The sequence below is a fragment of the Pseudomonas sp. ABFPK genome, assembly GCF_001586765.1.
GTDB lineage: Bacteria > Pseudomonadota > Gammaproteobacteria > Pseudomonadales > Pseudomonadaceae > Aquipseudomonas > Aquipseudomonas asiatica.
This window is the reverse complement of record NZ_LQXW01000032.1, coordinates 1-16,190: the sequence shown is the minus strand read 5'-3', so window position 1 is coordinate 16,190 and position 16,190 is coordinate 1. Positions and strand designations below refer to the sequence as shown.

The following is a 16,190-nucleotide window of genomic DNA, read 5'->3' as shown; positions in this document are numbered from 1 at the left end:
GAGCCCCCCTGTTCGGTGAGGCCCGTGGCTGGTCCTTGTTGGCCGGAGCCGGCCAACCTATCGGTACTACTCGGCGTAGGCGTCTAGTTGCTTCTTCATCTCAAGACGTTGCGCATCGAGCATCTGATTGAGCTGATCCGCTTTGAACACATCGAAGGGAGCTCGTACGAAGGCCAGCACCTCGATCGGCGCCGAGGACTGGCGCACGACCTTGCTCGACTGACCGGAGCTCGCGCTGTCTGGCAGCCCCAGCATCTCGGTACAGGCCCGGCTGGTGTAGTCGTAACACCCCACCTTCGCCTCACCTGCCAAAACAGCGCTCCGGAAAGAGACGCTCGGGAAGATGGTGGTACCACTCACAACCCCAGCCATGATCAGTACCAGGCCGAAGGCACTGCCCGCAAATGCGCGAAATGCCCCTACCAGGAATGCGAACAAGCTGACACCGGACGCAATGAACGAAATGGCTGGGGGATTTACTAACCAAGAGGCATGTTTCAGATCATCGGGGCTCACAGGAACCTTGAAGTTCAGGACGGCGGTGCTGATGGCAGCAAACACGACGTACAACACCAACGCTGCCAGGAAGACGCTCGCGAAGATCAGTGATCCCTCGCCTGCCTTACCCGGCGTGTGATCGAAGTAGTCATTGGAAGAATCGTGGTCACTCATGATGCTCACCTGCTTGGTTCGTAGTTGGGGGTGTGGGGAGGGTGTCGGTCTGGATTACCAAACCCTTGCGGATCTCTTCTTTCAGTTCCAGGCGCTGCGTATCGAGCATCTGGTTGAGTTGATCCGCTTTGAAAACATCGAATGGCGCCCGAAGGAAGGCCATCGCTTGGACAGGGATGAATTGGTGGACACTCGGCTGGGCCGACTGATCTGGGTTGGCTGCTCGACTGGGCAGCCCCAACATCTCGGTACATGCGCGAGAGGTGTACTCGTAACAGCCGATTTTGGCCTCCCCTGCCAGAACAGCGCTGCGTAAAGAGGCGCTCGGAGAAATGCCCCCAGTAAAACTGGCCATGAGTACGGCAACGCTGATAGTCATAGGGCTGATTAGTTGCAGCGCGAGCATGATGCTCAGCACCAACAACACCCCGTAGATAATGGGGAGAATCGAGGGGGCAGTTACCATCCAGGATGCATGCTGTAAATCCTCACCACTGACCGGTACCTTGAAGTACAGGGCGAAGATGCTGACTGCCGCAAAAATGCCGTACAGCCCTAGCAAGGCAACGAACAGCCCCCTGAAAGTCAGCTTCCCCTCGCCGGCCGTAGCACCGGCGCGAGCGAAGTATTCGCTGGATGAATCGAAGTCACTCATATTGCTCACCTACTGTGTTCGAATTCCGGGTTGGAAAGGTCCTGAGCTCTACAGCTTCAGGTCCCTGCGGATCTCTCGGGCCGACGGCATTCCGCGGTACCGGTGCACGGAAACCCCTACTGCTTTCATCAACTCGTCGCGGCGCCGGTCCTTTGCTTTGGCCTTCGAGCTGTTGTGCGTGGAGTCGTCGACCTCGACCAGCGCCACCGGCTTGAGCTTCTTGTCGCAGAGCAGGAAGTCGCAGCGGTTGTGGGCGACCATATGCCTTGCATGGTTCTTGTCGGTCATGGCGGTGGCCTTCACCTTGATGAAGGCACCGAACACCACCTGGGGAGCGATGACCAGGTCGTTGCCAACTGCCTCCCTGAGTCGCCAGAAGAAGTCCTGCTCGCGCTCGGTGAGCAGGGGGATGCACTGGTAGTGCTTGGTTGAATAGCCTTTGCGCCGCTTCAAGACCGCGACGACGAAAAACGCAAATGCAAAGGTGCAGATCAGCAGGATCGGGCCATTCATGCGCGAGGCATCCACAAGTGACATACATACCCCTATTCAGATTCTTAACGCGTACCAATACGCATAGTAGTTAAAAAAAGACGGATAGTCCGCCGGTGATATTGGTCAAGTTAATGTGATTTCAATCCAGATCGGGAGGTGCACCGCCGCCCTGTTTCTTCAACAAGCCTGCCCAGGGTATTGCTCGTTGGGTGTGGAAACGTTAGGGTGAGTCATCTCCTCCTAGCGACACGCTCGTGTCGTGCAACACCTCTCTACAAACCTCCCGTAGCCAAAGCAAGTCACCGTCCTGCAATCATGCGCGCCGACTTGACCAATCCCACAAACGAACTATTCGAAGCATGCCCGCCTGGCGCGATCATGAGCGCCAGCAACGCCGCTAGATGTGATCCTCCGAGAGGTGCCCGGTGACCGCCGGCAGCTGATGAGAGGGTTCGACACCCACCGCCCGCTTGCCCCGTCGAGAACCCCGGCCTTTCACCTCGCCCGCGGCCGCCGCCTCTTTCACCGCCCGGGCTGCCATGCCCTCATTGACCATGTCCAGAATTTCCTGAGACATCCGCTGCTGCACAATGCGAGAGTTCCCCATGCGGTTGTTCGCATCGGTACGCTCGGCATCCGCAGCCTTTGCCCATTCCCTCAGAACGTCCCGGGCCTCGCCGATGCTCCCCTTGATCTTGACGAAGATCTCGAACATCAGCGGGTCAATGGATACGGATGACTTCCTGGACACGCCTCCCGCTTCACGGCGGTAGAAGATCCGGATGAAATCGTCAGCCATGCCAGCCCCCAGCACTGATCAGTAGGTAGTCCATCAGGCCACATCCAGGTGAAGGTCACTGACCAGGCGCCAGGTGATATCTGGGCAACCGATGAACAAGCCGCCATGCAGGCGGCCCTGGCGAACCATCGAAGCCACGGTGTCGGCCGCCTCGGATACGGAGACACCGACAACGCCAGCGATCGCCACCGCGGTCAGTGCGGCATGCCGCAGGATGGCCAGCTCGATGCGCGACTCAACCACATCGCCTTCGAACAACAGAGCGGCATCGGCGCCGACAAGCTCGACCACTTTGGAGTGCGCCCCCGCGCCGGTGGTAGCAGCGAAGGAATCGGCCTCTTGTTCAGGGCTCACAACCAGCACGAGCCCCCCTGCTTGTTCGGTGTGCTTCGCCACAGGTCGTACCGCTTCACCCACAACCCCAGCGGCCTCGCAGTAACGCAGCACTGCCTGGATCTGCTCATTCACCTCAATGGATTCCATCGCACGGGTCAGTGCCACGTACAGCAGGTGGAGTTCTTGGCGTAACTCAGGGGTATCCAGCACCAGCGGCAGGCCGGCATCGGTGATCAGGTTGAGGAAGTCGCTCAGCAGTACGACCTGCGGGAACTCCAACCCTTTCGAACGGTGGGCAGTGCACAGAGTGACGGTCGTATCCTTGATGTCGCTGACGCAGGCATCCTTGATGCGCTGTACCAGGCTAGGGATTTGATCGCCGTACTGCTTGGCAACACTGATGAGGGCGTGGATCTCTTTGTCATCGGTGTCGTTGGCATAAGCTTCCAGATCCTGGAGCGAGCGGAACGCACTGAGCAAAGGATCGCGTAGACGGACACCCGTGTTGGCGCGCAGGTGGTGCACTTCAACCAGCTTGTCGAACGGGTACTCGTTGACGCCACCCACGAAGTGAAGACGCTGGCCTTCCAGCAACTGGACCGCACTGGCGAACAGCTTCGCATTGGTGCGCCCGATGATCGCGTAAGGCTTGGTGCGGTCGACGGCGAATCGGGTAGTCAGCTCATGGCGCGAACTGCGCACTGGGTCCTGCTCGCCGGCGAACTGACGCAACAGCATGGTGGCGAGCTCGGCAATGCCGGCGCCATAACGGTGGCTCTCGCTCAGCGTTACGACTTGATCGAACTGCGACGGCTCGAAGGTGTTGTAAGCACCTCGGAAGCCGAAGATGGCTTGGAAGTCATCACCGGCCAAGCGCAGTGGGCAGCTCTGGCGCAGGATCACCGCTGCAAAGACAGGATTGGTGTCCTGGTACTCGTCCAGCAGGATCTGGTCGTAGCGGTGGCTCAGGTCCGGGTCACCCAAGCTCCACAGTTTCAGGTAGCCGTCGTGCGGCATACGCAGGGGGGTGGATTCCAGAAACTCTGCTCGCTCGGCTTGGCTTTCGCCGCACCCACGAGACCACTGACGCAAGCGCTGCAGATCCGCCCAAACATGCTTCGCCCATTCCGCAGCCTTCTGACGGTCATCGCCAACGATCTTTGTAGGCACGTGCGCAGCCAGGATCTCCCGATCTGCCGAGACCATGAAGTTGTGCAGAGTGACGTACAGGTGGCGAGCAAAGGCCATGGGGATCTTGTACTGCTTGGCCAGTTGGGACGGATGGAGATCATCCTGCTTGCCAGTCTTCTTGAACTGGCCACCAACTTCCCAAGCAAGCCCATGACTGGTCCTGGTGGTGACGTTGGAAGGGAAGCGAGCAGCTGCGTCCTCCTTGTTGGCCTTGCCAAAGGTGACATACAGCAGGCGCTGGTCAGGGAAACGCAGGGCGTGCGCGATGAGCAGCGAGGTCTTGCCGCCCCCCGCCTTGGCGCGGATTAGCAATCGCTTGGCAGTGCTGCCCAGGGCAACAGCCTGGTCTGTGTTTGGGGTGAAAGCTTTCGCGGCCATTGCCGGCCTCCTTGAGGTGCGAGTGGTTGATCAGTCGTCTTTGTTTCTGGAGAAGTAGTTGAAGCTGTCTTTGAACATGTCGTGGCTCTCTTCCTGATCCATCAGCGGAACCTTCTTGCTGCGCTTCGCGTTTGGATCTGCAAACAGGTTGAAGAACACGACCATTGGGATGCTGGCTGCGACCACCAGGAGCAATGAGCCCGCGAACACCCAGCCACCAAAAGCGCGGCGGGCGTATGCAGCAAACAGACAAGCCGCTACAGCCAGAGCAATCGCTCCAACGCCCTTTCCAACCTGTTTCATCACACCGTACTTGCTCATTGCGGCGGCTCCTAAGCACAACCATTTATGGCTCAACGATACCTATAGATTTGCATGGATGCAAGACAAATTATAGTTCCGCGTTACGAATGCGGGCATAAGCATTTATGGATACTGGCAAGGCAAAGCTCCGGGTGCGAGCACAACCATTTATGACCAGGGGCAGGAAAAGCGTGGCTCAGGTGCATAACCATTTATACCCATACCAGCCCATAAAAGCCGGCCCCGGGGGCACCCACACTCCGACCAGGGATGGGAAGGAAGCCTGCAGGCAGAGTGCTGGCATGTAGGGAGCTGAGAGACATGAAGGGAATGAAGCTCCCTCCCCAGCGAGAGACAGATCAGAGAAAAGCAGCTCCAAGCAACCCGAGCTGAGACGGACCTGACCGGGTCACACACCGCACCAGATGAGCAGCCAGGCCCAGCATCGCCAGACAGGTCCTGTATCGCCACCACCGCCAGCCAAGCGTCACACGCCGCGAGCCGGATCACACACAGCCTGCTCAGATCCAACACCACCCGCCACCGGGCGCCACCCATCGCACTCTGCCAACCTAGTCAAACAGCAGCACCGGGCAAGCCAATGGTCGCGAACCGCCGCACAGATCCCACGGTACCCACCACCGACTGCTAGCGATCATCAGAGGCCAGCTGCAGGATCAGCACCGAGCTTCTGCACGGCGGCCGCAGCCCCCGTCGCATCCTTCTCAGCCCGTCGCTCTCCTCCCCCGTCAGATCCTTCTTGGGGTCGCCACCGACAGCTGGTGGACTGTATTGCTAGGCGCAACCGCAAGGTCTCCCGGCAGGGCCGGCCTGCTGAGACAGAGAGGCACAAATGGTTATGCTGTCGAAGGAAGCAAAAGCGTCAAGCACGCACCGGCAGCACAGACATCGGAATAATGAAATGCCAATGCGACAGCGCAACAAGAAGAACCCAAACTAGCGATGGCACAATTCACCAAATAGAACTGGCGCGAGAACAACAGGGCGGCACCTCACAGATTCGCACGTGCATGAGAAGACGTAGAAGTCGCAGTGGAATAATGGAGATGAAGAAGAGAAGAGAGAAAAGAGAATCTACAGCGGCAGAATGAGCTCAACGCCTCGCAGGCAGAAGGAGCCGGTCGGCGCAGAGTCACAAGCGGCACAGACAGAACTGGCAGGCAAACAACAGACAGCAGCACGGACGGACACCCAAACCAAACTTGCACAATGGGGCGTGGCACAACGGGCAGCTGCAAAAGAGGCTCTGACACAAGTGCCGGAGCCAGAACGAGATCTATGGTGCGACCGGAATAAGAGAAAATGAATGAAGGAAATAAAATTAGATTAAGGGGATGGGCGCGAGGCGGCTCGGATCCAACACCGCCCGGCCCAGGTAGAATTCGGCCCACCACCGAATGCGAATGCAAGTCTCCGCAACCAGATCACACTGCGCCCAGCAAGCCCGGGTTCTACTTGGCCAAACCACCGGTAGGCTTCTGGCCCGCTTAACCATAGCCGCGGGTCTCACTGCGCATAACACCGGTTTGCTTCTAGTCCGCTTTGCCCATAGCCCGGTTCCTACTTGGCCTGACACCGCAATGTTTCCGGTTCCGCTCAGCCACAAAAAAGGCCCTGCCGACGTTAATCGACAAGGCCTTCGTGAATCAGATTAAGGCTTACTCGTCCACGTCGAGCTCTCCTTCAAACTTGGTTTCGATCTGGTCCAGCATGCTGCCCACCAATGTCTCAAGAGAAGACAAATCATCCTCGCGTGCTTTGAGCGTTAGCTTTACGCCATGACTCATATTTCGTACTCGTTCGTGCATTTCCGCTCTAAGGTCAAAGAGCTTGGAAACCCTCTCGCACAGGATCAGTACCAGCTTGTGGTTCGGCTCGAACTCCCGTGCACGCTTCACTCTCTTCGTCAGCCCTTTATGACTCACGTTCGTGGACATCCATTTTCCCTTGCCGGCCTTGAGCTTGCGGTACACCCGCACGAATGGCCTGGATTGACCTCGGTGCTGGTTGAAATCGATCCCTATGCGCCCCGTCTGAAACGGCTGCATGACGTAGAGCAATTCGCCCATGCGCACCAGGAGCTGATCGATGCGGATCAGGTAGTCGACGGCGGTGTCGACCGACTCTTTGCCTTTGCGCCGCAGCTCTTCGAAATCGTCGATGGAGGGGGGGTTGTGTATAGCCATTGTTTAAGCGTTCGCCGGGGGGTTGTGTATAGCCGCGCCGAGGGGCGCGTTCTGGAGAATTTTCTTTGTGCTTATCCAGTATTGTCAATACGTGTTATGTATCTTAGACTCGCCTCAATGCATACAGGGCAGTAGCTACTGCGTACTGATCTGTAGGTACTGCACACTGTGCAGTGCGCATCATTAACCCCTCTAAGTCACTGGTTTATATAGGTTTAATTCCATGAAAGGTCGCGTAGCAATCGGTTTGGATGCGGGTCGTAGCGCCATTAAGGTGGTCGCGTATCACGAAGGTAAGCGCACTGAGGTCATGTACCCCACCCTGGCGGTTCCTGCCGTCGAACTCACCGACCCAACGACTGCCGCTCGCGCCAAAGCCGAGACCGAGATTGTCGACGGGAAGGCATACTTCACCGGCGATACCGCTCGCCTCCAGGGCAACCTCACCTCCTCTATTGGCTTGAACGACAATTGGACGGACACCCCGGAATATCTGGCTCTTATTCAGTCTGCTTTTACCCGGCTCCGTGCCAAGGGCGTTCAAGGGATTGATGAAGCATTTGTCATCATCGGTACTCCGTCTAAGTTGTTCGGCTCTCGCAAAGACAGTCTGGTTGAGCGCACCAAGAAAGCACTACCTGATACTGTCGAGTTGAAAGCGCTCCCTCAGCCAATGGGTGCTTACTGCGACTACATTTTGGATCAGTCAGGGATCCCAGTAGAGGAATTGATCAATGGCGCGAACGGAAGGCCAAAGTCCTATGGCGTCATTGAGGGCGGCCATTATTCGACTGATTTCCTTCTGATGCGGGAAGGTCAATACATTGAGCGGGGTGCTGACTCTTGTGCTGGTATGAGTGCTGCTGCAGAGCAGTTGCGTCGTATCCTCGGTAAGCACGAAATACAAGCCAGCCTTGTCGAGTGCGAGGAGTCGTTCAGCACTAAATTCCTTTTCCAGTTCGGCGAGCAAATTAACATTGAAGCCCAAGTGGCCGAAGCTCAACAGCATGTGGTTCAGGAGGTTATCTCTAAGGGTAACTCGTTGTTTTCCGATGATGCTCGCTCACTTAATGGCATTCTGGTTGCTGGTGGAAGTGCCGAGGCGATCTACGGGCGTGCTAAAGAGGTATGGAAACACAGCATTCTGGTGAAAAACCCTCGCTGGGCTGTTGCTGATGGTTTTGCTCGATATGCCCTTGGCCAAATCATCCGTAGTATCGTAAATGCGAATGCCAAAAGGATGTCCGCTGTAAATGGCTAAGTTAATTCGTGTATATGACCCTAATGAAACTGAGCGAAAAATCAATCTGAACATCCCAGAAGATGTTTGCCCAGGTTTGCTGGAGTTCATGTCCGAACTGCCATACGGAAAAGACACACCTCTAATCAGGGGTGTCTTTTACCAATGGTTTCTGAGCAACAATGCGGCCGGCACCTTAGACCAAGCTCTCAATGCCGCACTTGCTGGGCCAGGGGGCATGATTCCGACCGGCCGCCAATCCAGGCGTGAAAGCGCAGAACCGCCAGCTCGCAAAAAGCGGGTACCAAAGCAGCGGGAGGTCACAGCCAGACCTGGAACGGTCAAGGCCTCTGAGATTTTGGTTCACCCAGAACCTCAAGCTCCAGCGGCTCCGGCTATCCCGCCACACGTTGCCGAGGAGGTCCACTCTCCCCGGCAACCCGAGCCGGTAGCCGCTCCGGTTGGTGATCCATTGCAAAGTGGGGCGGATGATGTCCAGGCAGAACGCGTACAGACACAGCCAATCACTCCCCTATCCAACCCCATCCATAGTACGGATGTTCAGGAAGCGAACATCGACCTGCAGCCTCAGCAGCTCCCAACCGCAGGTACCCCGGATGAGGTCCACTCATTACCTGCCGCCCAAGACGCAACGCCGACTGAGCCAACACTCGTGCAGATGGCAGCATTGGACGCGATGGGCGATATGTTCTAGCCCCACAGGAGATAAGTTGAAAGATGAAAATTGGTTCCAAACTGTTGACAGTGGCTCAGCGCATAGCGGCAACCACTACTGACTTAGCCCTTGTCTCACTGGTACTAGGAGGATCGCTAGCGCTTCTAGTTTCCATCATGGCGCACAACGCGCATATCGATATGTCGGGCCCGTTCGACGCTGCCACTCCGGGCCTTAGCTGGACTGAAGGGGCTGCGCTGAGCCTCGCTCCGTACTTCCTTGTTCTGTTGCCTTTGGTGTGGTTGATCTATGAAGCAACACTGACCAGGACCTGCCAGGGCACAACGGCCGGTAAGCTGTTGTTCCGGGTCAGGACCATCTCTCTCACAGGCAATCTGGCTACTTGGCAGTGCATACTCCGCACCACCTTGAAGATCATGTCCGTCTTGCTTTTGCTGAGCATCGGTCACCCGCTCGCACTGGCCGGGGTGCTGGCTGTCTACGTCGCTGTTCCAGTTTTCACTGTGAAAACCCAGTTCATTTTCGACCTCCTGGCATCCACAACCGTAGCAAAGCGAGGAATGTGAGCTCCCCAGATTGTATGACCGGCCTAAGGGCCGGTTTTTTTTGTCCAGAGGAAAACCTGTTTATCAGTCCATGTTCGACATCACCTGAGGCAAAGTTAACGGATACTCCCACTGGAGAAGCCAGTCAGGTCCGAGGTCGCGAAGCCTCCTTTGTAGTCAGCAACACGGTAACGGGTTAGCGCATTACCCACATACCGCCTGATATCTCCGCTCCCTAATGCATCCCCTGTGTTTGCCTCTGTGTTCTCGACTCGGTGATGCACCGCCAGTTTTGAGATCAGACAATAGTCGAGTCCGGGCTTCTCCCAGGAACTGACAACACAGCTGGACGATTAGGTCGAAGCGGTTATCCCTCAGGTCGCTCACCACTACGTGAGCAGCGCAAATGACTTCCCCGGACATAGGTCCTTACATAGCAGCCAGGTGCAACTGGTGGGGATTCGCAAGCTAGCCAAGCAGGACGTCGTACTGCTGTCGACTATCCTAATGGCGATAAAGAGGTGAGCTCAGTCTTGGTAACGGTGGATTCTCCACCTACAGCGCCGCGGCAGCTGTGGTTACCAGGACTGGGCTCTTTGTATATCAAAGGCCCAGTTTTTTTGTCTGTCGTTGGCAGCCCGGGCTGTCGGCTTCTTACCCTAAGTCGTGAGTTACCCTGCCTCTCTCACGATTCCCAGTGACGCTAGGCCGCCCACTGACCCACACCTCCTCTGCCCTCCTCTTGTCCTGCTACACATCTCCGTGTTTTGTACGTAGACCAACACCGCGAGCTTCTGATGGGGATTTAAGGAATTGCCCAATCCCGCATCGATGCGCCACTCCACTTTCGGCACAATCATTTTGCTACTAGCCTGGAGCACCTCACCCCAGTATTATAGTTACATGTTATCAAGACTCCTGAGGCCTCCACGTGATCAACAAAGCAATCGCCGCATTAGCTGCCACCTGCGTCATCATCGCCTTACCAGGCTGTGCCGCAAAACCAATCACCGTTGAGGAAGGCTCGGTACGCGTTCAAGCAGCTCAGATCAACGCACGGCTTGTGGATGGCTTGACAGTAAAGGCTGTAACCGAAGACGCCGCCCTGGCTGATATGACTGCGTATGTGAATGAGGCTCTCAAGAAAGCTGGCTACAACCAGACTGCGGGCGATGCCAAGGTCACCTACACAATCAGTGAGGTCTATGCGGGTCCAGCCTCAGAGTACAAAGAAGCCCATACTGCCGTTGGCAATGCTGTGGCTACGGGCGCGTCCGTGGCTGTCTCTCTCACGACCTGCTTACTGTTGAGCAGTTGCAGTGACCCCGGAGTACTGGGGAACAACGTCACCTCAGGCCTAACCGCAGCATCTGACGCTGCACAAAACACCAACGGCCAGAACGTCGACAACCTCGCTGGAACGAACCTGGTAATCCACACGGTTTGCCAAAATTTCCGGGGCTGCGCCAGTTCAGCTGCTGTGTCGTCAGATCCCTCGATGACGCTGGATGATCTGCGTATGCAAAACGCTAAGCTGGGTATTCCTCGCACGATGAGGTTCGGCGAATAACGCTGGTGCCGTATGCGACCGGCTGCTTGGCAGCCGGTCTTCAGGGTTTGCGCCCTCCCCCCTCACTTCTCCTCTCCCTCACTTCTCCTCTCCCTCACTTCTCCTCTCCCTCCTTTGCTCATGGACCTAACCAAGGGCATCAAGATTCAGCTAGTACGTTATGCATCTCCCGTTATCAGGCCTCCCACCGTTCCGGTGCAGGTCACGTTTCCAGGAGATCGCAACATGGCAATGCGCATCATCACGGGCCCAGAGGCTCAGCAAAACTCAGCTGCATGGTTTGCCTGGCGAAGTGGAGGGATCGGAGCTAGTGAGGCGCCCCAAATTATGGGGACGTCGAAGTTCCGAAGCTCATACGAACTCTTCCGTCTCAGGCTAGGCATTGGACCTCCCCCGCCAGCGAACCCCTTTGTCGATCGAATTCGCGCTAGGGGCCATCAGTTGGAGCCCGTAGCAAGGGCTGCCTACGAAAGGCACACCGGCAGCACCGTAACGCCCATCATCGCTGAAAGTGACTCAATACCGATCATCCGTGCATCGCTAGATGGCTTCGACCCCTTCCAGCAGATCCCAGTTGAGATCAAATGCCCCGGGGAGACTGCTCATGGGCTTGCACTCAAAGGAATCGTCCCACCGGAATACATTGACCAGGTTCAGCACCAGATCTTTGTTGCTGAAGCCCGCTTCGCTCATTACTACTCCTTCGACGGATCTAACGGGGTGCTGCTCAAGGTCCCTAGAAATCAGAAGCGGATAGATCAAATCCTCAAGGCCGAGCTCGACTTTTGGGACCGGCTACAAACAGGAAAATGGAGCACTGATGAATGGGAGGCTGCAGCGGCCGCCTGGCAGCAAGCAAACCGGGTCCTTCAGGAAGCCACTGCTCGCGAGGAGGCAGCCCGGAGTGCTCTGTTATCGCAGATGCCCCCAGGCCGCAAACGACATCAAAGTGATGGTGTTTCTGTTCTGCTTTCCGCACGTAAAGGGAAGGTCGACTGGCGTGCCTTGCTAAGGGCACACGGTGTAACGCTGACTGAAAGCCAAATTGATGCCTACAGGAACCCCTCTGTAGAGAGTGTGATTGTTCGGGATCAGTTGGGTGCCCCCCTGAGTATCCCTGCGCTACCGGCGGTGAAGAACCCACACACTGTTCCTCCAACCGCACACTCTGGCCAGCCAGCATCTCAACCAACGACTCAAGACCTGAAGAGGGATTTCATCTTCTAACGCCACACAGCCCCCGGAAACGGGGTTTTTTTTGCCTTCTGTTTGCACAGCCATGTGCAGCATCACCTTTCATAAGGTAAACCCAGGAGAGCGAATGAAACGTATCAATAGGCATGTATCCACCTGGTTTGTCACAGTCTTTATTTACATTGTGTTAGTGGCAATGACAGATGTGGCGAACAAGCTAACGCTGTTTGGTTTGACAGTCCTTATATGTTTTCCGGTAATTGCCTGGTGGAAAACAGGGGATTTTACATACTGGCCAGCACTCCAGCCTCAGTCAAACCCCTCGGAATTTAGACCTCGCAAAACATACGAACAAAGAGATACAGAGCAACCTCAGCGCAAGCGGGATACGCCTAAGCCCTATGACCTGAGCGACATTCCATACCCCCCCAAAAGAAGCAGCGCCTCAAGCCTCAAGAGCCTCCCCCAAAGCAACGGCATAAGCCCACGCCCGACAGTAAAGCAGCCTAATGTTGCTCAGTGTGCCATCCTGACAAAAAGGACCACGCAACCGAGCAAAGTAAAGGCTGTACCTGTAATTGGATCTACCGGAGACCTGTTCGAGAGCGAAACCAGCATGGTAGACACCTCAGACGACATTCTCATTGTTCCTGATGGCGATGTCTTTCTCTAACTGCACCACATAAACCAGCGCCTTATTTAAGGTGCTGGTTTTTTTATTCCACAAATAAACTACACTTTCGATACGCCATTCCTTAACCGCATTTTTGCAGACGTAAAATCGTGCATACCAAATTTTGCACGCATTAAAGTTAGCTTGCTACGGAACTTTTCTGGCGCCGATTCGTTGACCCCTCCGACATCACGTCCCTATAATTTGACAAACAGCGCCAATCAACGGACTGCCAATCAACGGACTAGATAGGGAATAGGGATACTGTATGTCTTTCAGCTTTGACACATACCAGGGAGCTACGGAAATTGGTCTTTCGTCGCTCGGATGCCTTTCAACAGATGGCAAGCCACATTGCCCGAGATTCAATAAAAGCTGCTCCAACAAGTGCGCGTCGAAGTGCATGCGCAAAGCGATGACAGACTTCCCAGAAGCTAAGACGGAAATTTTGCTTGCAGGTGTCGTCATCGCGTCAACTTTTGCATCTGATGTCACAGAGGTTCGTGCGGCACTGTTCGGCTTCGAACAGGCAATCCAGCTGACCTGTATCTGACCCCTCCTGCCTCACCAATCTCATGCCTGCGTAATGCACAGTACAACGATTGAAACCTGCCAATCTTCCACATACGCGTTATGGATTTGATTGACGTTATCTGTCACGTACGTATAATCAATAAAGGCGACCCTATGTGGCCGCTACCAGAGGTAATGCTTCATGATTCACGAGTACTCCCCAATCGAGATCGGCCTGGACGCCCTTGGTGTTGAGCCTGGTCAGAACCCCAGCACAGTGTTTGGGGTGGATGACCTCAACAGAGCGGACCAGATGCGGATAGTAGGTGAGCGGATCGAGCAAGCGATGAGTGCCTACCCTGAGATCAAGACTGAGATCTTGGCTGCCGGCATCAATGTCCTCCTTGATGTCTCCAGTTCTCTGGCGCAATTCAGGAGTGTCGCTCTCCCTCAACTGGATCGATCTGTGGATACCGTGGCTGCGTAGGATTGATAAATCAACGAGCCCTTTATGGCAGTAGAAAAGTTTGATGCCCTGGAGCAAGAAACTGCTTCAGGGCTTGCACTAGGCACCGACATCGAGCATCTCCCCTCCTCCGAGCCTTCCGGCCCTCCCTCGACCTTCGAAAAGCTGTGCGGGACTTACATCTCGAACACGGACCGATCGCGCACCTTTGTAAACCGCTTGGCCTACGAGATGGACCGCGATGAGCGCGTCCGCAAAATCTGCAGGGTGAAGCTTCGGCAGAACAAGTGCGAACTCACAGATTTTGATGAGGTCATGCAAAGGACGCTTGAGGTCTTCTTTGGCTCGATGCTGGCAAAAATCGAAGATCAAGACGCTGTGTATGCCGTTGTCTACGCAGTAGCGCATAACGTAAGTAGAGAAGTCCTCCGGGACCGCCAGAAGCTACTGATCAATCATCGCTCCATCGAGGACATGGAGGAAAAGGGTGAAGAGCTGGAGCAGGTCGGTCTTGCCGACCAGGTAGAAGTAGACCACGATCGAGATATCGATACAGAAGCTGCCACCATCAAAATGGCCGCAGCACTTAAACGAGTGATCAACGGAGAACAAACAGTGGCCAGTTCCGGCATTTATGCCATGGATCAAGATCCAATGGTGCGCCTTGTACAACCTAAGCCTTCGGACGAAGAGCACGAGACGGACACTACGTCACAAACCAAACCAGCTGACGCTAGCAGCAAGCGTCCTCGCGGCGGCAGCCGTGCCGAGCTTTCGGCAGATCAGCAAGAATTGGTCAAGATTGGCTCTGACCTGGGCTTGCGCAATCAAGATTATGCCTTTGCCCTGGGTATCGGTCTCCCTCGCCTATCCTCCTACATTTATGGTCGTACAGCGTCGGTGCCGGATGAAGTAATGGAAAAGGCTCGGGGACTTCTGGCAGAAGAACCGCACCGCAGGGAACGCCTTAAGCGTTTCGACCGAGACATGAGCGTCATTCTGACCGATTGGATGAAACGCCTCGGTACCAATGACGACGAAGACATGGGCACCACACTTGGGGTGACCAAAATGACGATTTACCGGTGGCGCAACAACGAGACCAAGCCCGATGCCACGGCTCTAGCCCGGTATGAGCAGCGGATTGACTACGAAATTCGTATGAGAAAAGCTGTAGAGCAGCGGCTTCAAGGTAAGCGCTCTTAAATATAAACCCGCACATATGCGGGTTTTTTTATGGCCCAAAAAAACCGGCCTCTGCGGCCGGTCTTCAGCTGAGGAGCTAGGCTTGCTTAGTTCTTCCATCCTTCAACGACATCACCGCCCCACTGCGCTTTCCACTCTTTCAGCTGCCGGTGATTGCCACCTTTGGTCTCGATAGTCTCACCGGTGTGTGGGTTCTTGTAGACTTTGACTTCACGTGGCTTGCGCTGCTGGCGATTGCTATCAGGGCTTGTAAACGATTTGCGCTGGACCGAAGCCGGATCGAGAATAGCGATTACCTTGCCCAAATTCGCATCGTACTCTTGCATCAAGCTCTTGAGCTTCTCTTCGAATTCAATTTCGCGCTGCAGACCAGAATCATTCTTCAGCGCTTCCAGGGCAGAAAGTTGCTCTTGCAGAGCTTTTTCAGCAGCGCGAAACTCAGCCAGCTTGCTCATGTGTAACCCTCAATGATGTAAGATTCGGAAAAGTAAATATAATTAATCTGTATAAAAAATTACTATACCTTAGGTACAGCGCATTTTCTACTGACTCAACGGAATTTCTATGATTTGCAACGCTGAAACCTATGCGGCAAGCGGCCATCACCACCACATAGCAACACTTCTAGCTGGCCGGAGCTTTGAGGGTGTTTACTTGATTGCAGAACCACCCGAAACCACATGCATTGATGGGGAAATGGGGTTGATCTTCATCGCATCCGATCTGACTGGCAGTATCAAATGTCTTGTTGATCCTGTGCGGGCGGGATGGGTGCAGGGTGAACACTTTGCGAGTATTCGAGTGCTACTGAAAGGCCAGGTGATTCTCATCGAGGATCAGCTGTGTGCGCGCATCAGCGAGTTACACCAACTGAAAATGCAGTGGTAAAAAAAAAGGACCTTCTGGAGAGTGTCCAGAAGGTCTGAATCGCCCCTGGTTTCCTAGACACTCTCCAAGCTCAGGAAATAGCGTTTCTCATACTCTATTGGAGACAGCTGCATAGCACTGCTGTGTCGGCGTTTAGGGTTATAGAACATTTCGATGTAATCG

Annotated in this window: 19 protein-coding genes; 10 read left to right on the top strand and 9 right to left on the bottom strand. The window is 55.2% G+C overall.

The genetic code is table 11. The features are described 5' to 3' along the window. Positions 1 to 66: 66 nt before the first annotated feature. The 7 genes from WM94_RS18940 to WM94_RS18910 all read right to left on the bottom strand — a co-directional run bounded on the left by WM94_RS18940 (position 67) and on the right by WM94_RS18910 (position 7,036). Positions 67 to 672 (bottom strand): hypothetical protein, encoded by a 606-nt coding sequence (locus WM94_RS18940; protein WP_004577617.1) that lies wholly within the window; start codon positions 670 to 672, stop codon positions 67 to 69. Then, positions 665 to 1,327 carry a hypothetical protein gene (locus tag WM94_RS18935; RefSeq protein WP_004577618.1) on the bottom strand — a complete coding sequence of 221 codons (663 nt, stop codon included), beginning with the start codon at positions 1,325 to 1,327 and terminating at the stop codon, positions 665 to 667. Before WM94_RS18935 ends, WM94_RS18940 begins: the two co-directional genes overlap by 8 nt. 48 nt (positions 1,328 to 1,375) lie before the next feature. Further along, the gene (locus WM94_RS18930) at positions 1,376 to 1,840 is read right to left on the bottom strand and encodes a DUF2726 domain-containing protein (protein WP_004577619.1); all 465 of its coding nucleotides are present in this window, start codon (positions 1,838 to 1,840) and stop codon (positions 1,376 to 1,378) included. A gap of 379 nt (positions 1,841 to 2,219) precedes the next feature. After that, positions 2,220 to 2,621 (bottom strand): hypothetical protein, encoded by a 402-nt coding sequence (locus WM94_RS18925; RefSeq protein ID WP_004577620.1) that lies wholly within the window; start codon positions 2,619 to 2,621, stop codon positions 2,220 to 2,222. A 33-nt stretch (positions 2,622 to 2,654) separates the two neighbouring features. After that, complete coding sequence (locus WM94_RS18920) at positions 2,655 to 4,526, bottom strand: UvrD-helicase domain-containing protein (protein ID WP_004577621.1); 1,872 nt, start codon at positions 4,524 to 4,526, stop codon at positions 2,655 to 2,657. Positions 4,527 to 4,556: 30 nt separating this feature from the next. Continuing rightward, a complete protein-coding gene (locus tag WM94_RS18915) occupies positions 4,557 to 4,847 on the bottom strand; it encodes a hypothetical protein (RefSeq protein ID WP_004577622.1) in 291 nt (96 codons plus the stop codon). A gap of 1,661 nt (positions 4,848 to 6,508) precedes the next feature. Continuing rightward, positions 6,509 to 7,036, bottom strand: coding sequence for a hypothetical protein (locus tag WM94_RS18910; protein ID WP_004577623.1), 528 nt, complete (start codon positions 7,034 to 7,036; stop codon positions 6,509 to 6,511). 223 nt (positions 7,037 to 7,259) lie between these two features. Here WM94_RS18910 and WM94_RS18905 point away from each other — a divergent pair, with 223 nt between their 5' ends. The 9 genes from WM94_RS18905 (at position 7,260) to WM94_RS30630 (ending at position 15,140) form a co-directional block, all read left to right on the top strand. After that, a complete protein-coding gene (locus tag WM94_RS18905) occupies positions 7,260 to 8,297 on the top strand; it encodes a ParM/StbA family protein (protein WP_004577624.1) in 1,038 nt (345 codons plus the stop codon). Beyond that, a complete protein-coding gene (locus tag WM94_RS18900) occupies positions 8,290 to 8,991 on the top strand; it encodes a hypothetical protein (protein ID WP_004577625.1) in 702 nt (233 codons plus the stop codon). Before WM94_RS18905 ends, WM94_RS18900 begins: the two co-directional genes overlap by 8 nt. A gap of 23 nt (positions 8,992 to 9,014) precedes the next feature. Continuing rightward, positions 9,015 to 9,539 carry an RDD family protein gene (locus tag WM94_RS18895; protein WP_004577626.1) on the top strand — a complete coding sequence of 175 codons (525 nt, stop codon included), beginning with the start codon at positions 9,015 to 9,017 and terminating at the stop codon, positions 9,537 to 9,539. Between the two features lie 910 nt (positions 9,540 to 10,449). Next, the gene (locus tag WM94_RS18890; protein ID WP_004577627.1) at positions 10,450 to 11,088 is read left to right on the top strand and encodes a hypothetical protein; all 639 of its coding nucleotides are present in this window, start codon (positions 10,450 to 10,452) and stop codon (positions 11,086 to 11,088) included. A gap of 12 nt (positions 11,089 to 11,100) precedes the next feature. Beyond that, positions 11,101 to 12,315 carry a lambda-exonuclease family protein gene (locus tag WM94_RS18885; RefSeq protein ID WP_371264031.1) on the top strand — a complete coding sequence of 405 codons (1,215 nt, stop codon included), beginning with the start codon at positions 11,101 to 11,103 and terminating at the stop codon, positions 12,313 to 12,315. 94 nt (positions 12,316 to 12,409) lie between these two features. Then, positions 12,410 to 12,955: a hypothetical protein gene (locus WM94_RS18880; RefSeq protein ID WP_004577629.1), complete on the top strand. Its 546-nt coding sequence runs from the start codon at positions 12,410 to 12,412 to the stop codon at positions 12,953 to 12,955. 268 nt (positions 12,956 to 13,223) lie between these two features. Beyond that, positions 13,224 to 13,508 carry a hypothetical protein gene (locus tag WM94_RS30205; protein WP_146048267.1) on the top strand — a complete coding sequence of 95 codons (285 nt, stop codon included), beginning with the start codon at positions 13,224 to 13,226 and terminating at the stop codon, positions 13,506 to 13,508. A gap of 162 nt (positions 13,509 to 13,670) precedes the next feature. After that, positions 13,671 to 13,955, top strand: coding sequence for a hypothetical protein (locus tag WM94_RS18875; RefSeq protein WP_004577630.1), 285 nt, complete (start codon positions 13,671 to 13,673; stop codon positions 13,953 to 13,955). A gap of 24 nt (positions 13,956 to 13,979) precedes the next feature. Next, positions 13,980 to 15,140: a hypothetical protein gene (locus tag WM94_RS30630; protein ID WP_004577631.1), complete on the top strand. Its 1,161-nt coding sequence runs from the start codon at positions 13,980 to 13,982 to the stop codon at positions 15,138 to 15,140. An 86-nt stretch (positions 15,141 to 15,226) separates the two neighbouring features. On the opposite strand, the gene WM94_RS18865 is transcribed toward WM94_RS30630, so the two are convergent. After that, positions 15,227 to 15,595 (bottom strand): histone-like nucleoid-structuring protein, MvaT/MvaU family, encoded by a 369-nt coding sequence (locus tag WM94_RS18865; protein WP_004577632.1) that lies wholly within the window; start codon positions 15,593 to 15,595, stop codon positions 15,227 to 15,229. A 109-nt stretch (positions 15,596 to 15,704) separates the two neighbouring features. Between WM94_RS18865 and WM94_RS18860 the strand changes: the two genes are divergently transcribed. Then, the gene (locus WM94_RS18860; protein ID WP_004577633.1) at positions 15,705 to 16,028 is read left to right on the top strand and encodes a hypothetical protein; all 324 of its coding nucleotides are present in this window, start codon (positions 15,705 to 15,707) and stop codon (positions 16,026 to 16,028) included. Positions 16,029 to 16,081: 53 nt separating this feature from the next. Here the strand turns inward: WM94_RS18860 and WM94_RS30200 are convergent. Further along, a partial coding sequence (locus WM94_RS30200) for an IS3 family transposase (protein WP_135199453.1) occupies positions 16,082 to 16,190 on the bottom strand: 109 nt, incomplete at its 5' end.